Below are 18297 nucleotides of genomic sequence, written 5' to 3' on the forward strand. Positions count from 1 at the left end.
CTCATCCCGGACGGAAAGGTAGCCATTCGCGATGGCGGACGACACAAAGCTGGTCGAGTACCTGAAATGGGTGACGGCCGATCTGCACCGGACCCGGCGCCGGTTGGAGGAGGCCGAGTCGGGCCACCACGAGCCTGTCGCGATCGTCGGGATGGCCTGCCGCTTCCCGGGCGGCGTCACGACGCCCGAGCAACTGTGGGAGCTGGTCGCCGACGGCGGTGAGGGAATCGTGCCCTTCCCCGCCGACCGTGGCTGGGACATGGATCTGCTGGCCGGCGACGGCCCCGGCCACAGTGCCACCCTGCGCGGCGGCTTTCTGCGGGACGTCGCCGGATTCGACGCGGGCTTCTTCGGGATCTCGCCACGCGAGGCCGTGGTGCTGGACCCGCAGCAACGGCTGCTGCTCCAGACGTCGTGGGAGGCGTTCGAGCGGGCCGGTATCGATCCGGCGTCGCTGCGGGGAAGCCGCACCGCGGTGTTCGCCGGCACCGACGGGCAGGACTACGCGTCGCTGGTGCTGAACTCCGGCGAGGACGCGGAAGGGCACGCCGGCACGGGCATCGCGGCCAGTGCCATCGCCGGGCGCCTGTCCTACACGTTCGGCCTCGAAGGCCCCGCGGTCACGGTGGACACCGCCTGCTCGTCGTCGTTGGTGGCTCTCCATCTGGCGGCGCAGGCGCTGCGGGCGGGGGAGTGCGACCTCGCGCTGGCCGGCGGTGTGACGGTGATGTCGACCGCGCTCAGGTTCGCCGGCTTCACCCGCCAGGGCGCGCTCGCGTCCGACGGGCGCTGCAAGGCGTTCGCGGACGCCGCCGACGGCACGGGCTGGTCCGAGGGCGCCGGCATGTTCGTCGTGGAGAAGCTGTCCGACGCGCGGCGGCTTGGCCACCCGGTCTGGGCCGTGGTCCGTGGCTCCGCCGTCAACCAGGACGGCGCGTCCAACGGTTTCACCGCTCCCAACGGACCCTCACAACAGCGGGTGATCGAGCAGGCCCTGGCGAGTGCCGGCCTGTCCGCGGGCGATATCGACGTGGTCGAGGCTCACGGCACCGGCACCAGGCTCGGCGACCCGATCGAGGCGCAGAGCCTGCTCGCCACCTACGGCCAGAACCGTGAGCGGCCGGTGCTGCTCGGCTCCGTGAAGTCCAACATCGGCCACACACAGGCGGCGGCCGGTGCGGCCGGCGTCATCAAGATGGTGATGGCGATGCGGCACGGTGTCGTACCGCGGACACTGCATGTGGACGCGCCCTCCTCCCACGTGGACTGGACCCAGGGCGCGGTCGAGCTGGTGACGACCGCCTCGCCGTGGCCGGAGACCGGACGTCCGCGCCGGGCCGGCGTGTCGTCGTTCGGCGTGAGCGGCACCAACGCGCACACGATCCTGGAGCAGGCGCCCACGCAGGACACCGGGGCGAGCGTGCCGGAGGACACGGTGATCCCGTGGGCGGTGTCGGCGAAGACCGCCGCGGCCCTACGTGATCAGGTGGCCATGCTGGTGGAGCACGTCGAGCGGGAACCGGACCCGCACGTGGCGGACGTCGCGGCCGCGCTGGCCGCGCGAACCCAATTCGAGCACCGCGTGGTCGCCACCGGCCGCACGAGGCACGGTCTGGCCGACGCGCTGTCGGCGTGGTCCGCCGGCGGCGAGGGGCGCGGCGTCGCCGACGGCGTGGTGACGCGCGGGCGGCTGGGCATAGTCTTCACCGGACAGGGCTCGCAGCGTCTGGGCATGGGACGTGGGCTGTACGAGCGGTTCCCCGTCTTCGCGGACGCGTTCGACGCCGCCATCGCGGAGCTGGGTGCCGAGGTACGCGACGTCATGTGGGGCGAGGACGCCGACGTCCTCCACCGCACCCGCTGGTCGCAGCCGGCGTTGTTCGCGCTGGAGGTGGCGCTCTACCGGCTGGTGGAGTCGTGGGGCGTGCGGCCGGACTTCGTTGGCGGGCACTCGCTGGGTGAGGTCAGCGCCGCACACGTCGCCGGTGTCCTGTCACTGCCGGACGCGTGCCGCCTGGTGACCGCGCGGGCGAGCCTGATGGGCGCGTTGCCGGCCGGCGGCGCGATGCTCGCCGTGTCGGCGGCGGAGGCAGATGTGGCCGCCGTGCTCGGCGCGGACGCGACCGTCGCCGCGGTGAACGGGCCGGCGGCGACCGTCGTCGCCGGCCGGGCGGAGGCGGTGGAGCGGGTCGCCGCGCTGGCGGCCGAGAACGGCTGGAAGCACAAACGGCTGCCGGTGTCGCACGCGTTCCACTCGGCGCTGATGGACCCGATGCTCGACGGCTTCGCCGAAGCCATGACCGGTATCACGTTCGCGCGGCCGGTGATCGGCCTTGTCTCGGGCGATCCCACCGATCCCGGCTACTGGGTGCGGCATGTCCGGGAGCCGGTTCGGTTCGCGGACACCGTCACCACTATGGCCGAGGGCGGTGTGACGACGTTCCTGGAGCTGGGACCCGACGGCACACTGTCCGCGATGATCTCAGCGACGCCTGGGAACAGGACCACGGTGGCGATGCTGCGACGGGAGCGGCCGGAGGAGGAGTCCGCCGTCACCGCGCTCGCCGCCCTGCACACCAAGGGTGTCGCCGTCGATCTGCGCGCGGTGCTGCCGTCGGCGCGGCCGGTGGACCTGCCGACCTACGCCTTCCAGTACGTCCGCTACTGGCCGGAGGCCCGTTCCGCCGCGGCCGACGTCACGGGGGCCGGTCTCGCCCCGGTGGCGCACCCGCTGCTCGGCGCGACCGTCGAACTGGCCGACGGTGACGTCCTGCTGACCGGACGGCTGTCGCTGCGGACTCATCCGTGGCTCGCCGATCACGTCGTGGCCGGGAGCGTCGTACTCCCGGCCACCGCCTTCCTGGAGCTGGCGTTCCGAGCGGCCGACGAGGTCGGCTGCGACACCGTGGAGGAACTGACTGTCGCGGTCCCTCTCGGCCTCCCGGACAGCGGCGCGGTCGCGGTGCAGGTACGGGTGGCCGCAGCCGACGACCGGGGCCGCCGCAGTGTTGGTGTGTTCTCCCGGCCGGACTCGGTCGGCGGCGAGTTGCTGCTCCACGCCACCGGTACCCTCACGACCGGCGGTGCGAGCGGCGCGACCGTGGTGTGGCCGCCGCGTGACGCCGAATCCCTCGACATCGGCGCGCACTACGAGGGCGCCGGCTACGGTCCGGCGTTCCGGTGCCTGCGCGAGGTCCGGCGGGCCGGCGAGAGCGTGTACGCCGAAGTGGCGCTGCCGAACTCGGTCCGGGACGCCGCGGACTTCGGTGTGCATCCCGCGCTGCTCGACTCGGTGGTGCAGGCGGTGGCGTTCCTGCCGGAGGCAGCCGGCCGCGTGCTGGCGCCGTTCTCGTGGGAGGGTGCGTCGCTGCACGCCTCCGGGCCGGCGCTGCTGCGCGTGGCGATCACGTCCCTCGGGGGCGATGCCGTGTCCATCACGGCGGTCGACGCCACCGGCCGTCCCGTGGTGTCTGTGGCGTCGCTGACGTTGCGTGAGCCCGTCGCCGCCGCGCCGGTGCGGCCGGAGTCCGACTGGCTCTTCCGCCTCGACTGGACGCCGGCCGACGTCGCCCCGAGGACGGGCCGGCGCTGGGCGGTTCTCGGCGCCGACGAAGCCGGCCTCGGTGACGCGCTGGTGCGTGCCGGCTGTGACGTCGTCGGATACGGCGACACCGCGGACTCCGTGCTGGCCATGCGGCCGGACTCCGTGCTCGCGGCCGTTGGGGGCGCTTCTGTGCGGGAGGCAACGGCTTCCGCGCTCGGTCTCCTCACGTCCTGGCTTGCTGACGAGCGTGCCGACGAGGTGCCGCTCGTGCTGGTCACCTCCGGTGCCATGGCCGGTGCGGACGTGCCCGCTGCCGGTGTGTGGGGTCTGGTGAGGGCGGCGCAGTCCGAGAACCCGGGCCGGTTCCTGCTGCTCGACGTCGATGACACGGAAGCGTCACGTCGGCTGGTCGCAGCGTCGCCCGGCCTGCTGGACGACGGTGAGACACAGGCCGTCCTCACCGATGGTGTGGCCGCCGTCGCACGGCTGGTGAAGTTCGGCGCCGTGCCGGAACCCAGGGCATGGGACCCGGCCGGCACCGTCCTTGTCACCGGCGGCACCGGCGGCCTCGGCAGCGTACTGGCCCGGCACCTCGTGCTGGAACGGGGCGTGCGCAAGCTGCTGCTGGTGAGCCGGCGCGGCCCGGAGGCCCCGGGCGCGCGGGAGCTGGCAGCCGAGCTGGCCGAGGAGGGCGCCGACGTCACCTTGGCAGCGTGCGACATGGCCGACCGTGACGCGGTGGTCGCGCTGCTCGCCGAGCACCCGGTCCGGGCGGTGGTGCACACGGCGGGCGTGCTGGACGACGGCGTGATCACCACGCTGACGCCGGAGCGGCTGGCGGCCGTCCTGCGGCCCAAGGTGGAAGCGGCGCAGTATCTCGACGAACTCGTCGGCGACGTGGACGCGTTCGTGCTGTACTCCTCGCTCTCCGGAGTCATGGGCAGCGCCGGCCAGGGCAACTACGCCGCTGCCAACGCCGCGTTGGACGCCGTCGCGGCCCGGCGCCGCGCCGACGGGCGTCCCGCGCTCTCGCTGGCGTGGGGCGCGTGGGCACAGGACTCCGGCATGACGGAAACGCTGTCGCAGGCCGAAATGCGGCGCATGGCGAACGCGGGTTCCATGCCGCTCACCGCGGCGCAGGGCCTGGCCCTGTTCGACGCCGCGACCGCCACCGACGAGGCGCTGCTCGTACCCTTGGCGGTGAAGCCCGGCGCGAAGGGCGGACCCGCCACGCACCCGCTCCTGCGCGGGCTGCTGCGGGCGCCGCGCCGCCGCGCCGCCGCTGACGCGTCCGAGGTGTCCGCCTCGACGCTGCGTGACCGGCTGCGCGGGCTCTCCGCCGCCGACCAGGAGAGGGTGCTGTGTGAGCTGGTCGTCGACTACGCGGCGGCCGTGCTCGGCCACGCCGACGCCCGCGACGTGGACCCGGAGCACGACTTCCTGGAAGCCGGCTTCGACTCGCTGATGTCGGTGGAGCTGCGCAACCGGCTCGCCGACACGGTCGGCCTCCGGCTGGCCAGCACGGTCGTGCTCGACCACAAGTCCCCTGCCGAACTGGCCCGCTGGCTGCGTGGTCAGCTCGCAGGCCATGTCGATCCCGGCGCGCCGGCCACATCCGAGCAGTCCGGAGACACGGTCGGCAAGCTGTACTTCGAGGCGGTCCGGGCCGGCAAGGTCGACGAGGGCTGGCAGCTGCTTAGGGCAGTAGCCGTCACTCGGCCGTTGTTCGAGGAGCCTGCCGAACTGGAGGCGCTGCCCGCGCCCGTCACCCTCGCGGACGGGCCGACCAAGCCGAAGCTGATCTGCATCAGTTCGCCCGTGCTGGTCGGCGGCGCACACCAGTACGCGCGCATCGCCGCCCACTTCCGCGGGGACCGTGGTGTGCAGGCGCTGCCGCTGGTCGGGTTCGCGGCGGGGGAGCGTCTGCCGGGCTCGGCCGGGGCTATCGCACGGGTCGTCGCGGAGTGTGTGCTGCAGGCCGGTGACGGGGACCCGTTCGTGCTGGTGGGCCACTCTTCGGGTGGTGCGTTGGCCGTCGCGGTGGCCGGACTCCTGGAGACCGTGTGGGGTGTACGTGCCGACGGTGTGATCATGCTTGACACGCTCAGCCTGCTGCACGACCCCGCGGACAGCGTCGACTACCGGCAGCTGGCCAGGAGGTTCATGAGCGAGATGGACACGCCGACTGTTTCCGTGGACAGCAACCGGCTGTCGGCGATGACGCACTATCTCGACCACATGTCCACCCTGGAGATCCGGCCCATGACCTCGCCGAGACTGCTGGTCCGATGCAGCGTGCCCCTCCTCGGGGGGCCTGACGCGAGTGTGGAACACGCGCAGCAGAAACTGCTCGTCCCCGCGGAGACGGTCCGCACGATCGACGCCGACCACTTCTCACTGGCGCAGCGGGACTCCGACGTCACGGCGACGGTCATGAAGGAGTGGCTGGCCACACTGTGACCCGGCTACCGCGGCCGTTCAGGACCTCGGGGACTCCGCCGGGCCACGACGCACGGCTGACAGCCGCATGACGGCACAGCGTGCGCCCGCGAGGATGAGCGGGCGCACGCTGTGCGGTAGGGATCCAACGGGGGCGTACGCGGAACAGCCACGCGAGCCGGGACCGAACGCGCCACAGCGGAAGCGCCTCCGCCGGGAGGGAACAAGACGTCGTGCTTCTTGTTCCCTCCCGGCGGAGGCGCTTCCGCTCGCCCGGCCGGGTGCCGGGCCGCACGCACGGCGCACCGGACGCCGTGAGCCCGCTTCCCTCCTGCGGATCGCGCTGTGTGCCGGACAGGACGTGGCGGTCCGGCGCGATCGTGCCGGAGGGGGTTCGTTGCGGTCGGGGTGCCGGTCAGCCGGCTTCGTAGAACTCGCGCACCCGGCCGACGATGAAATCCTGGTCCTCGGCGCTCAGATCGGTGTAGGTGGGCAGGTAGAGGCCCTCCTGACTGAACCGGGTGGCGTTGAGCGAGGGCCACACCGGGTCGTGGTACATGGGTTGTTTGCTCATCGGCTGGAAGAAGTACCGGGTCTCTATGCCGTCGTCCTTGAGGAACTCCATGAGGGCGTCCCGATCCGTGGCCAGCAAGTCGTACATCCAGAGCACGTCTCGCGCCGGCATCAGGGTGATCCCGTCGATGCCGGCCAGGCCCTCGTCGTAGCGGTGCCCGATCTCCTTGCGGACGTCCAGGATCTCGTCGATGCGTTCCGCCTGCGCGAGTGCCACCGCGCCCTGGAGCGCGGTCATCCGAAAGTTGTAGCCGATGGTCTTGTGCAGGTAGCTGCGGTCCTTGGTGAACGCCATGGAGCCCAGGTGCGACATCTGCCTGGCCAGCCTGGCGTCGTCGGTGAGGCAGATGCCGCCCTCCCCCGAGGTGATGATCTTGTTGGCGAACAGTGAGTAGCACGCCACGTCGCCGACCGGCTTGATGCCGTGCGCCTCCGCGAAGTCCTCCACCACCCGCAGGTTGTACTCGAACGCGATGTCCATGATCCGGTCCATGGCGCAGCGCCGGCCGTTCACATGTACCGGCATGATCGCTCGGGTGCGAGGAGTGATCTTCTCCTCGATCAGGTCCGGGTCGATGTTCAGGTCGTCCCGGCAGTCCACGAACACCGGCGTGGCGCCCGTGTAGGTGACTGCCCACGCGGAGGCTATGAACGTCATCTCCGGCACGATGACCTCGTCACCGGGACCGATACCCAGGGCACGCAGTGCGAGCGTGAGAGCCGCGGTGCCAGACGAGCACGCCACACCGTGCGCGACTCCGTTGTACTGGGCGAACTCCTCCTCGAAGCGCCGGACATGAGACCCGTGCGCGGAGATCCATCCGCTGTTGATCGCGTCGGACACGTATGCCAGTTCGGCTCCCGTCAGGCTGGGCCGGGAGACCGAGTACCTGATTCCCATTGCTTCCTCGTTCGTTGAGTGGTCGCCAGCGTTCAGGACAGAGCGGGCAGCGCGAGCACGAGATCGGTGGCAGTGGCCGCGCCGCCCGCGACACGCAGTTGCTCGCCGAAGTGGCGGGCGCGCCCGGCGAAGGACGGCTCGTCCAGTACCCGGGTGATGGCCCGCTCGATCTCGTCGACGCCGGTCCGGTGCGCGTCGATCGTGAGGCTCACGCCGAAGTCCTCGCCGCGCACCGCCTGGTCGTGACAGTCCACCCACAGGGGACGGACCACCATCGGTTTGCCGAAGTACAACCCCTCGTGGAAGCCGTTGCCACCGCCGTGGGTGACGAACAGCTTCACGTTGGGATGCGCGAGCACGTCGAGCTGTGAGGGGACCCAGCTCTCGATGCGTACGTTCGCCGGCAGCGGTGTGTCCGGCAACAGGTGCTGCTGGCTCTTCGGTAGTTTCCACAGGAAGTGGGTCCGGCCCGAGAGCCTGCGGATCACCTCCAGCATGCCCGAAACCTGCCCTGCGGTCAGGCGTGTGGTCGTGCCGAGGCCGACGAACACCACGGACTCGTGCTCGGACAGCCAGTCGTCGAGGCCGTCGCTCTCGGGAGCTTGCGGCAGCGGCGGGATCAGCGCGCCCACCATCCGCATGTTGTCCGGCGCCGTGAACGGGTAGTCCAGTTCGGCGAGCGACGTGACCAGCACAAGTTCCGCCCGGTCGATCTTCGCCATGAAGCGGCGCGCCTCCGGGTCGATGCCCAGCTCCTCGGAGGTGCGCTTGTCCTTCTTGAGCATGCGCATCATCGAGGGCCGGAGGAAGACCCCCAGGGTGCGCCACCGGAACAGCCGGTTCTCGATGCGCTGGCGCGCTGTCATTTTCACCGACAGGCCCGAGTGCGGCACCGGGAAGTCCGCGTGTGTGTACGCCTTGCCGAACGGAGTGTAGGAGGTGACGTAGTTGCTCGGCAGGAACGGCACCACCAGTACATAGGGGATCTTGCGAGTGATCGCGATGTCAACGGCATACGCGGTGAGGCTCTCGATGACCATCAGCGCGGGCTTCACCTCATCGACTATCTTGACGAGCCGCTTGTACTTCTCGACGTGCAGCGCGGGGTCGAAGGTGTGGCGGATGAGGGCGGCGTGGGCGGCGAACCGCTTCGGGCCGGTCACCTTGGCGTACACATCCTCGTCCCACGTCAGGGATGACAGCTCAGGCACCACGTCGCCCAGGGAGGCGAACCGGATTTTCGAGGCGTCGGCCAGCGCGTCGATGTCGCTTCGGCGTTCCTCGTCGGTGGCGTACCACAGGTCCTCGACACCACGCCGTGTGAACTCGCCCGCGATCGTGTGCAGCGGGTTGAACAGACCGCTCTCCGGGAGGCTGACGAACAGGATTGGCCGTGAGCTGGATGACATGAACAGTACCTTTCCGGCGGGCTTGTCCATGGACGCGGGACTGGCATGCGCCCCCGAGGTTCCGTTTATCCCATCGCTGGTGCTCGGAATTCCCTAGTGCCTCTCCCGGCAAGCTCTGCCCGTGACGGCAGACATCGCCGGTCATGGCACCGGGCCCACGGAGAGCCGCGCGGTGATCCCCCATCAGTAGGGAAAAACGGGTTGGGCTGCTCATACGCTCCACCGCTGTGTGTCCCTGTCGTGCCTACCGGTTGGGTGGTCCCGCGTCATGAGCGAAGCCGGAAACGAGAACTCCGAAGTGATCGACCCGGTGGTGATCGTCGCCGGCGCGTGCCGTCTGCCCGGCGGCATCGACTCGCCCGAGGCACTGTGGCGCCTGCTGCGCGACGGCGAGGACGTGTTCGGACCGTTCCCCGCGGACCGAGGCTGGAATCTCGACACGCTGTACGACCCCGACCCGGCGGCGCCGGGCCGGAGTTACGTGCACGAGGGCGGATTCCTCCCCGGCGCCGCCGAGTTCGACGCCTCCTTCTTCGGGATCTCACCCCGTGAGGCCGAGGCGATGCATCCGCAGCAGAGAGTGCTGCTGGAGGTCGTGTGGGAGGCGCTCGAACGGGCGGGTATGGATCCGACGACACTGCGTGACAGCGTTACCGGTGTGTTCGTCGGCGCAGAGGCGCACGAGTACGGGCCGGGACTGACCAACGCACACGGCGCCGAGGGCCACCTGCACACAGGCACCGCCGGCAGCGTCGCCTCCGGCCGAGTCGCCTACGAACTGGGGCTCCGCGGACCAGCGCTCACCGTGGACACGGCGTCCTCCAGCTCGCTGGTCGCCCTGCACCTCGCGGTGCGCTCGGTGCGCGGCGGTGAATGCGAGCGGGCCATCGTCGGAGGCGTCACGGTCATGCCGACTCCCGCCGCGTTCATCGCGTTCAGCCGACAGCGGGCACTGTCGCCCGACGCACGGCCGAAACCCTTCGGCGCGGCCGCGAACGGGACCGCGTGGAGCGAGGGCGTCGGTGTGCTGCTCGTGGAGCGCCTGTCCACGGCACGCGCCGAGGGACATCAGGTACTGGCCGTGGTGCGGGGCTCGGCGATCAACTCCGACGGTGCCTCGGCCGGACTCACCGCTCCGAGCGAAGAGGCACAGCGCGAGGTCGTTGTCGCGGCGCTCGCCGACGCCGGCCTGGACACGTGCGAGGTGGATGCTGTGGAGGCGCACGGCACCGGCACCCCGCTCGGCGACCCGATCGAGGCCCGCGCACTGCTCGCCACGTACGGACAGGGCCGCGACCGGCCGCTGTGGCTCGGGTCGTTGAAGTCCAACCTGGGGCACACGCAGGCCGCGGCCGGCGTGCTCGGCGTGATCAAGATGGTGCAGGCCCTGCGGCACGGCGTCCTGCCCGCCACTCTGCGCGCCGAACCACCGACGCCACACGTGGACTGGTCGTCCGGTGCGGTCGCACTGCTGACGAAACGCCGTGACTGGACAGTTGGCGACGCCCCGCGGCGGTGCGGCGTGTCGTCCTTCGGTTTCAGCGGCACCAATGCCCATGTCCTTCTGGAGGAGGCCCCGCCCGTGCCCCCGCCGGTGGCACGCGAGCCCGAAACCGACACGGCCGCGCCGCCGTTGGTGCTGTCGGCCAGGTCCGCGGCGTCGTTGCGCGGCCAGGCGGCGGCTCTGGTCGGGCTTGCGGCCGATCCGCGGGACCTCGGGCTTTCCCTGGTGACCTCACGTGCGTTGTTCGAACACCGGGCGGTGGTCGTCGACCGCGAGGCGCTGGCGGTGTTCGCCCGCGGCGAGGCGTCACCCGCCGTCGTCGAGGGTGTGGCGGACGTCGAGGGCCGGACCGTTTTCGTGTTTCCCGGCCAGGGTGCGCAATGGTCCGGCATGGGCGCGCGGCTGCTGGACGAGTCGCCGGTATTCGCGGAACGGATCGCCGAGTGCGCGGCGGCGTTGTCCGAGTTCACCGACTGGTCTCTGGAGGACGTACTGCGCCGGGCCGAGGGCGCCCCCGGGCTGGACCGTGTGGACGTGGTGCAGCCGGCGTCCTTCGCGATGATGGTGGCGTTGGCGGCGATGTGGCGTTCGCGTGGTGTGCGTCCGGACGCGGTTGTCGGGCATTCGCAGGGTGAGATAGCCGCCGCGGTCGTCGCCGGCGCGCTGTCTCTCGAGGACGGAGCACGGGTGGTGGCACTGCGGAGCCAGGCCATCGCGCGCAGGCTCGCGGGAGCGGGCGGCATGATGTCGGTGCCGCTGCCGGTGGAGCATGTCGAGCCGTTGCTGCCCGCGGACGGATCCGTGCAGATCGCGGCGGTGAACGGGCCGGGCTCGGTCGCCGTGGCCGGTGCGCCCGCCGCGTTGGATACGCTCTTCGACACCTTGACCGCGGACGGCGTGCGGGTACGGCGTATCGCCGTGGACTACGCCTCACACTCGTCGCAGGTCGAGGACGTCCAGGAGGAACTGCTCGCACTGCTCGCGCCGGTCCGGCCCCGCACCGCGGAGGTGCCCTTCTACTCGACGGTGACCAGCGAGTGGCTCGACACCACACTGATGGACGCCGGCTACTGGTATCGGAACCTCCGCAACACGGTGAACTTCGGGCCCGCCGTCGCCACGCTGCTCGGCGAGGGACACCGCGCGTTTATCGAATGCAGCCCGCATCCGGTGCTGCGCATCGGTATCAACGAGGTGGTTGAAGCTGCCGGGGTACGCGCGGTGGTGACGGGTACTCTGCGCCGCGACGAGGGCGGCCTGGACCGTGTGCACAGGTCGCTCGCCGAGGCGTTCGTACGCGGTGTGGCGGTGGACTGGGCCGGGCTGTACGAGGGCGGCCGCCGGATGGACCTGCCCACGTACGCGTTCGACCGTCGCCGGTACTGGACGGCCGGTCCCGGTGCCACGGCAGCGCCCGTGCGGGAACCGGAACCCGTCGCCGTCACAGGAGTTCCCGCACTCGATCGCGCGGCGCTCCTCGATACCGTCCGGACACAGGCCGCTACCGCGCTCGGACACTCGAGTACGGACGCGATCGACACGTCCCGCGAGTTCCGCGCCCTCGGCTTCGACTCGATCACCGCCGTCGACCTGAGCGAGCGACTCGTCGTCGCACTCGGCATCCGCCTGCCGGCCTCCGTCGTCTACGACCACCCGACGCCCGACCGTCTCGCCGACTACCTGTTTGCCACTGTCAACGGCGAGGGAGAGGAGACCACTGCCACCACGGCCGTCGCCGACGAGCCGATCGCGATCGTCGGCATGGCCTGCCGGTTCCCGGGCGGCATCGCCGGCCCCGAGGACCTCTGGCGGGTCGCCGCCGAGGGGCGTTGCGTGGCCGGCGAGTTCCCGGTCGACCGTGGCTGGGACCTGGACGCGCTCTTCACCCCCGGCTCCGACGGTACGCCCGCCGTCGCCACTCGCTCGGGCGGATTTCTCCCTGACGCGGCGGCCTTCGACGCCGAGTTCTTCGGGATATCGCCGCGTGAGGCCATGGCAATGGACCCGCAGCAGCGCCTGCTGCTGGAGACCGCGTGGGAGGCGCTGGAGCGCACCGGACTCGACCCGACCTCCCTGCGCGGCACCCGCACCGGCGTGTTCGTCGGAACGTTCGGCGGCAACTACGGATCGTTGCTCGGCCGACGCGACGACTCCCGCGGCTTTGTGATGACCGGAACGACGCCGAGCGTCATGTCGGGCCGTATAGCGTACATGCTCGGACTTGAGGGTCCGGCGCTGACCGTCGACACCGCGTGTTCGTCGTCACTGGTCGCGCTGCACTTGGCAGCACAGGCACTGCGGGCCGGGGAGTGCGGGCTCGCGCTGGTGGGCGGCGTGACCATCATGTCCACGCCCGACAACTTCGTGGAGTTCACGCGGCAGGGCGGCCTCGCCGCCGACGGCCGGTGCAAATCGTTCTCCGACACCGCCGACGGCACCGGCTGGTCCGAGGGCGTTGGCGTGCTCGCGCTGGAGCGGCTGTCCGCCGCGCGTGCGAACGGACACCACGTACTCGCCGTCGTGCGTGGCTCGGCCATCAACCAGGACGGAGCCTCGAACGGCCTGACCGCGCCGAACGGGCCGTCGCAGCAACGGGTGATCCGTGCCGCGCTCGCGAACTCGGGTCTGCGTCCCTCGGAGGTGGACGCGGTCGAGGCGCACGGCACCGGCACGAGACTCGGCGACCCGATCGAGGCCGAGGCCCTGTTGGCGACCTACGGCCGTGACCGGGAGACGCCACTGCTGCTCGGCTCCCTGAAATCCAACATCGGCCACACACAGGCCGCCGCCGGAATCGCGGGCGTGATCAAGATGGTGCAGGCCATGCGGCACGGGACGCTGCCGCGGACACTGCACGTGGAACAGCCGTCCTCCCATGTGGACTGGTCGGCCGGTGCGGTGGAACTGCTCACCGAGACCATGCCGTGGCCCGACACGGACCGGCCGAGGCGCGCGGGCGTCTCGTCGTTCGGTATCTCCGGCACCAACGCTCACGTCGTACTGGAGGCGGCCGCCCCGCCGGAGCCCGCGCCGGAGACGAACGGTGTACTGGTCCCGTGGGTGGTGTCGGCCCCCACATCCCAGGCGCTGAGCACGCAGGCGGCGCGGGTCGCGACCGCGTCCGGCGGCGCGGCCGATGTGGCGCTCTCCCTGGCGGGCACCCGCACGCGGTTCGCGCACCGTCTCGCCGTGATCGGCCGGGACGGCGACGCCCTGCGGGCCTCACTGACCGATCTGACCCACACCGTCGAGGGCACGGTCGTCCAGGGCAAACTCGCCGTACTGTTCACCGGGCAGGGGGCACAGCGCCTCGGCATGGGCCGCGGCCTGTACGAGCGATTCCCGGCGTTCGTCACGGCGTACGACGAGGTCATCGCGGCGCTGGGCACCGAGGTCCGGGACGTCATGTGGGGCCTGGACGCGGAGGAACTGGACCGGACCGGTTGGACACAACCGGCGCTCTTCGCGCTGGAGGTCGCCCTGTACCGGCTCGTGGAGTCGTGGGGCGTCACACCGGACGTGGTCGGCGGCCACTCGGTCGGTGAGATTGCCGCCGCGCACGTCGCCGGTGTCCTGTCACTGGCCGACGCGGCGACACTCGTGCGCACGCGGGCCGGCCTGATGCAGGCCCTGCCCGAGGGCGGTGCGATGCTGGCCGTCGAGGCGTCCATGGAAGAGGTCTGCCCGCTGCTGGTGGAGGGCGTGTCCATCGCCGCCCGGAACGGGCCGATGTCGGTCGTCGTGGCCGGTGCCGGCGAGGTGGTGGCGGCGATCCGCGACTCGTTCACGGAGCGGGGCCGCCGCACGAGGCGGCTGCCGGTCTCCCACGCCTACCATTCGCCGCTGATGGACCCGATGCTGGCCGAGTTCGGCGAGACGCTGGCGGACCTGACGTTCCATGAGCCCCGCATTCCGTTTGTGTCGGCCCTCACCGGACGCATCGACACCCCGGACAACGCGACCTACTGGGTGCAGCACGCCCGGCAACCGGTGCTGTTCACGGACGCGGTCCGGGCACTGGCCGACGCGGGCGTCCGCACGGTGCTCGAACTCGGACCGGACGGCACGCTCAGCGCACTGGTGCCCGACGCCGTGCCGGACGCCGACATACGGGCGATCCCACTGCTGCGCCGTGACCGGCCCGAGGAGGACCGGGCCGTCACCGCGCTGACGGAACTGCACGTGCGCGGCACGGAGGTGGACTGGCCGGCCTTCCTCTCGGACACCGGCGCGCGCACCGTGGATCTCCCCACCTACGCGTTCCACCACCAGCGGTTCTGGCCGGACGGAGGCGAGAGCGGTGACGTCATCGGCGCGGGTCTCGACCGGGCCGGCCACCCACTGCTGGGCGCGGTTGTGCGGCTGGCGGACGGTGATGGCGTGGTGCTCACCGGCCGTCTGTCCGCCGCGGTGCACCCCTGGCTGGCGGACCATGTGATCGGTGGCCGGATCCTGTTCCCGGGTACGGGATTCGTGGAGCTGGCGCTGCGCGCGGGGGACGAGGTCGGTTGCGGACGGCTGGACGAACTGACGCTGGCCGTGCCGCTGGTGCTGCCCGAGCACGGTTCGGTGCCCGTACAGGTCTCGGTCGGCGTGGCCGAGGGCGGCAGCCACCCGGTGAAGGTCTCCTCGTGGACGGACGGCGCCTGGACGCTGCACGCCACCGGATCCCTCACGGCGGACACCTCCGTGGCGGACACCGCGTTCGCGTGCGGCGAGTGGCCGCCGGCCGGCGCCCTGGCACTGCCGGTGGACGGCTGCTACGAGCGGCTGGCCGGGATGGACCTCGCCTACGGCCCGGCGTTCCGGGGCGTGCGTGCGGTGTGGCAGCGGGGCACCGAAGTATTCGCAGAGGTCGCGCTCCCCGACGTGGTGGCGGGCCGGGCCGGTGCCTTCGGCCTGCATCCGGCGCTGCTCGACGCCGCCGTGCAGGTGGCGTTCCTCGGTGATGTGGGGGTGACGCCCGGGGCCCTGCCGTTCGCGTGGGAGGGCGTGTCCCTGCCGGCGGCCGGCGCGGCGACGCTGCGGGTCCGCCTGACCCCGAACGGCTCGGGTGTTGCCGTCACCGCCGCGGACGTACTCGGCAAGCCGGTCGCGGTCGTGGAGTCGCTGACGCTGCGGTCGGCCGCCGCTCCCGTCGCGGCCCGCGCGTACGACTCGCTGTTCGCGCTGGACTGGAGCCCGCTGCCGCGGGCCGAGCTGGTCGGCCCTCCCGAGGCCGTGGACTTCGCTCCGGCCACCGGCGACATGGCGGCACTGGCCCGTACGGCGGCGACCAGGGCGCTCAAGGCCCTCCAGGAGCGGATATCCGGCGGCAGAGAGGAACCGCTGCTGTTCGTGACGCACGGTGCGGTGACGGGCGACGATCCGGCCTCGGCCGCGGTATGGGGCCTGGTGCGGAGCGCGCAGACCGAGAACCCCGGCCGCTTCCTCCTGCTGGACCTTCCGGAAGGCGGAGACCTGGCGACGGCGTACGGTGCGCTGGTGGCGTCCGGCGAGCCGCAGGGGTGGGTAAGGGACGGAGTCGTGCACGCCCCCCGCCTGGCACGCCTCGGCGCGAACGCGGGCCTGCTGCCGCCCGGCGGCGACGCGTGGCGGCTGGACATCCCTGAGCGGGGCAGCATCGACGACCTCGCACTTGTCCCGTATCCCGAGGCCGGACGGGCACTGAGCGGCCGGCAGGTCCGCGTGCGGGTGCGCGCGGCGGGAGTGAATTTCCGGGACGTGCTCAACGTCCTCGGCATGTACCCCGGCGACCCGGGCGCGCCCGGCGCCGAGGGCATGGGGGAGGTCGTCGAGGTCGGTCCCGAGGCGCGCGGCGTGCGGGTCGGCGACCGCGTCATGGGCCTGATCGTGAGTGCCTTCGGTCCGCTGGCGGTCGTGGACGAACGGCTGGTCACGCCCGTGCCGGCGGCCTGGTCGGACGAGGCCGCCGCGACAGTCCCGGCGGTCTTTCTCACCGCGTACCACGGCCTTGTCGACCTCGCTGGGCTGCGCGGCGGCGAGCGGGTCCTCATCCACGCCGGGGCCGGCGGGGTGGGCATGGCGGCGATCCAGCTGGCGCGGCACCTGGGCGCCGAGGTGTTCGCCACGGCGAGCGAGGGCAAGTGGGACACGCTGCGCGCTCTCGGCGTCCCGGACGACCACATCGCTTCCTCCCGGACGCTCCGGTTCGCCGAGACGTTCGGCAGGGTGCTGGGCGGGCGGCGGATCGACGTTGTCCTCAACTCCCTGGCCGGGGAGTTCATCGACGCGTCCCTGGGCCTGCTCGCCGCCGGCGGCCGCTTCGCGGAGATGGGCAAGACGGACCTGCGCGATCCGGCCGATCTGCCCGACGTGCGGTATCTGCCGTTCGACCTGATGACGGTGGAACCGGATCGCGTCGCGGGCATGCTCGTCGAACTGGGTGAGCTGTTCGATGCCGGCGCGCTGGCGCCGCTGCCGGTGCGGTCGTGGGACGTGCGGCGGGCGGGCGACGCCTTCCGGTTCATGAGCCACGCCAAGCACATCGGCAAGATCGCCCTCACGATGCCGGCGGAGCGCGCGACGGACGGCACGGTCCTCATCACCGGCGGCACGGGGGGACTCGGCAGCAGGCTCGCCCTGCACCTGGCCCGGCAGGGCACGGTCCGGATGGTGCTGGCCTCACGCCGGGGCCCCACAGCGGACGGCGCGGCACAGCTGAGCGAGGAACTGGCGGCGCTGGGCACTGAGGTACGGATCGTCGCCTGCGACATCGCGGACGGTGACGCCACTCGCGAGCTGGTCGCGGGCATTCCCGATCTCGCCATGGTGGTGCACACCGCGGGTGTGCTCGACGACGGCGTGGTCGGTTCGCTCACGCCGCGGCGGCTGGCGACCGTGTTGCGGGCGAAGGCCGACGCTGCCTGGAACCTGCACGAGGCGACCAGGGACAGGCCGCTCGCGGACTTTGTGGTGTTCTCCTCGGTCATGGGCGTCATCGGCGGTGCCGGACAAGCCAACTACGCCGCGGCGAACGCGTTCATCGACGCGCTCGCCGCGTACCGTCGTTCACTCGGCCTGCCGGCCATCTCACTGGCCTGGGGCGCGTGGGCGCCGGGTGTGGGCATGACCGCGACGCTGTCCGATGCGGACCTCGCGCGGATCGCCCGCGACGGCATGACCCCGCTGTCGATGGAGCAGGGCATGGCGTTGTTCGACGTCGCGCTGGCCGTCGACGTCCCGGCGCTCGTCCCGATGCGGCTGGAGCTGTCCAAGCTGCGTATGAGGAGTGACGTGCCGGCCGTGCTGCGCGGCCTCGCCGGCGCCGGTCGCCGTGCCACCGCCTCCAACGCCCCGGCGGATGCCGCCACGCTGGAATCGCGCCTCGTCGGCATGGCTCCCGACGAAGGCGTTCGGCTGGTGCTCGGCGTCGTACGGACCGAGGCCGCCGCCGTTCTCGGCCACGGCTCGCCGACGGCGATCGAGCAGTCCCGCGAGTTCCGGCAGCTCGGCTTCGACTCACTCACCGGCGTTGAACTGCGCAACCGGCTCACCACAGCTACCGGCCGCCGGCTGCCGTCCACACTGCTGTTCGACTACCCGACCCCGTTGGCGGTCGCGGAGCACCTGCGGGACGAGCTGGCGCCGTCCGCCGGGCCCGAGGCCGCCGAACACGGCATGCCATGGGACGAACTGGACCGGCTGGAGGCCGCTGTCGCGGCCGTCGGCTCCACGGCCGAGCACACGGCGCTGGCCGACCGGCTCGACCAGCTCGGCCGGCAGCTGCGACAGGCCGCGACGGACGCGGCCGGCCCCAAGGACGAGATCGATGCCGACAAGATCAACTCAGTGTCGGTCGACGAGCTGTTCACGATCATCGACGGCGAGCTGGGCATCTCCCAGGACTGAGCCCCACCCGCCGCTCCCCCCCCGTTCGTTGATGGAGAAAGAGGACCTGCGATGG

General features: G+C 71.6%; 4 protein-coding genes. 2 read left to right on the forward strand and 2 right to left on the reverse strand.

Translation table 11 applies throughout. The features are described from left to right. The first annotated feature begins 31 nt into the window (after positions 1-31). Entirely contained in the window at positions 32-6004 is a 5973-nt protein-coding gene (locus tag DVK44_RS34000; protein WP_114664456.1) for a type I polyketide synthase, read from the forward strand. A gap of 394 nt (positions 6005-6398) precedes the next feature. On the opposite strand, the gene DVK44_RS34005 is transcribed toward DVK44_RS34000, so the two are convergent. Beyond that, positions 6399-7457, reverse strand: coding sequence for a DegT/DnrJ/EryC1/StrS family aminotransferase (locus DVK44_RS34005; RefSeq protein WP_114664457.1), 1059 nt, complete (start codon positions 7455-7457; stop codon positions 6399-6401). Between the two features lie 32 nt (positions 7458-7489). Continuing rightward, complete coding sequence (locus tag DVK44_RS34010) at positions 7490-8866, reverse strand: glycosyltransferase (RefSeq protein ID WP_114665617.1); 1377 nt, start codon at positions 8864-8866, stop codon at positions 7490-7492. Between the two features lie 229 nt (positions 8867-9095). Here DVK44_RS34010 and DVK44_RS34015 point away from each other — a divergent pair, with 229 nt between their 5' ends. Beyond that, on the forward strand, positions 9096-18242 hold the full coding sequence (locus DVK44_RS34015; protein WP_456243363.1) for a type I polyketide synthase: 9147 nt from the start codon (positions 9096-9098) through the stop codon (positions 18240-18242). Positions 18243-18297 lie beyond the last annotated feature (55 nt).

This window comes from Streptomyces paludis (assembly GCF_003344965.1).
GTDB classification, from domain to species: domain Bacteria; phylum Actinomycetota; class Actinomycetes; order Streptomycetales; family Streptomycetaceae; genus Streptomyces; species Streptomyces paludis.

Coding starts and splice junctions, on each gene's coding strand:
- DVK44_RS34005 (WP_114664457.1), bottom strand. CDS start 7,457: ATGGGAATCAGGTACTCGGTCTCCCGGCCCAGCCTGACGGGAGCCGAA.
- DVK44_RS34010 (WP_114665617.1), bottom strand. CDS start 8,866: ATGTCATCCAGCTCACGGCCAATCCTGTTCGTCAGCCTCCCGGAGAGC.
- DVK44_RS34000 (WP_114664456.1), top strand. CDS start 32: ATGGCGGACGACACAAAGCTGGTCGAGTACCTGAAATGGGTGACGGCC.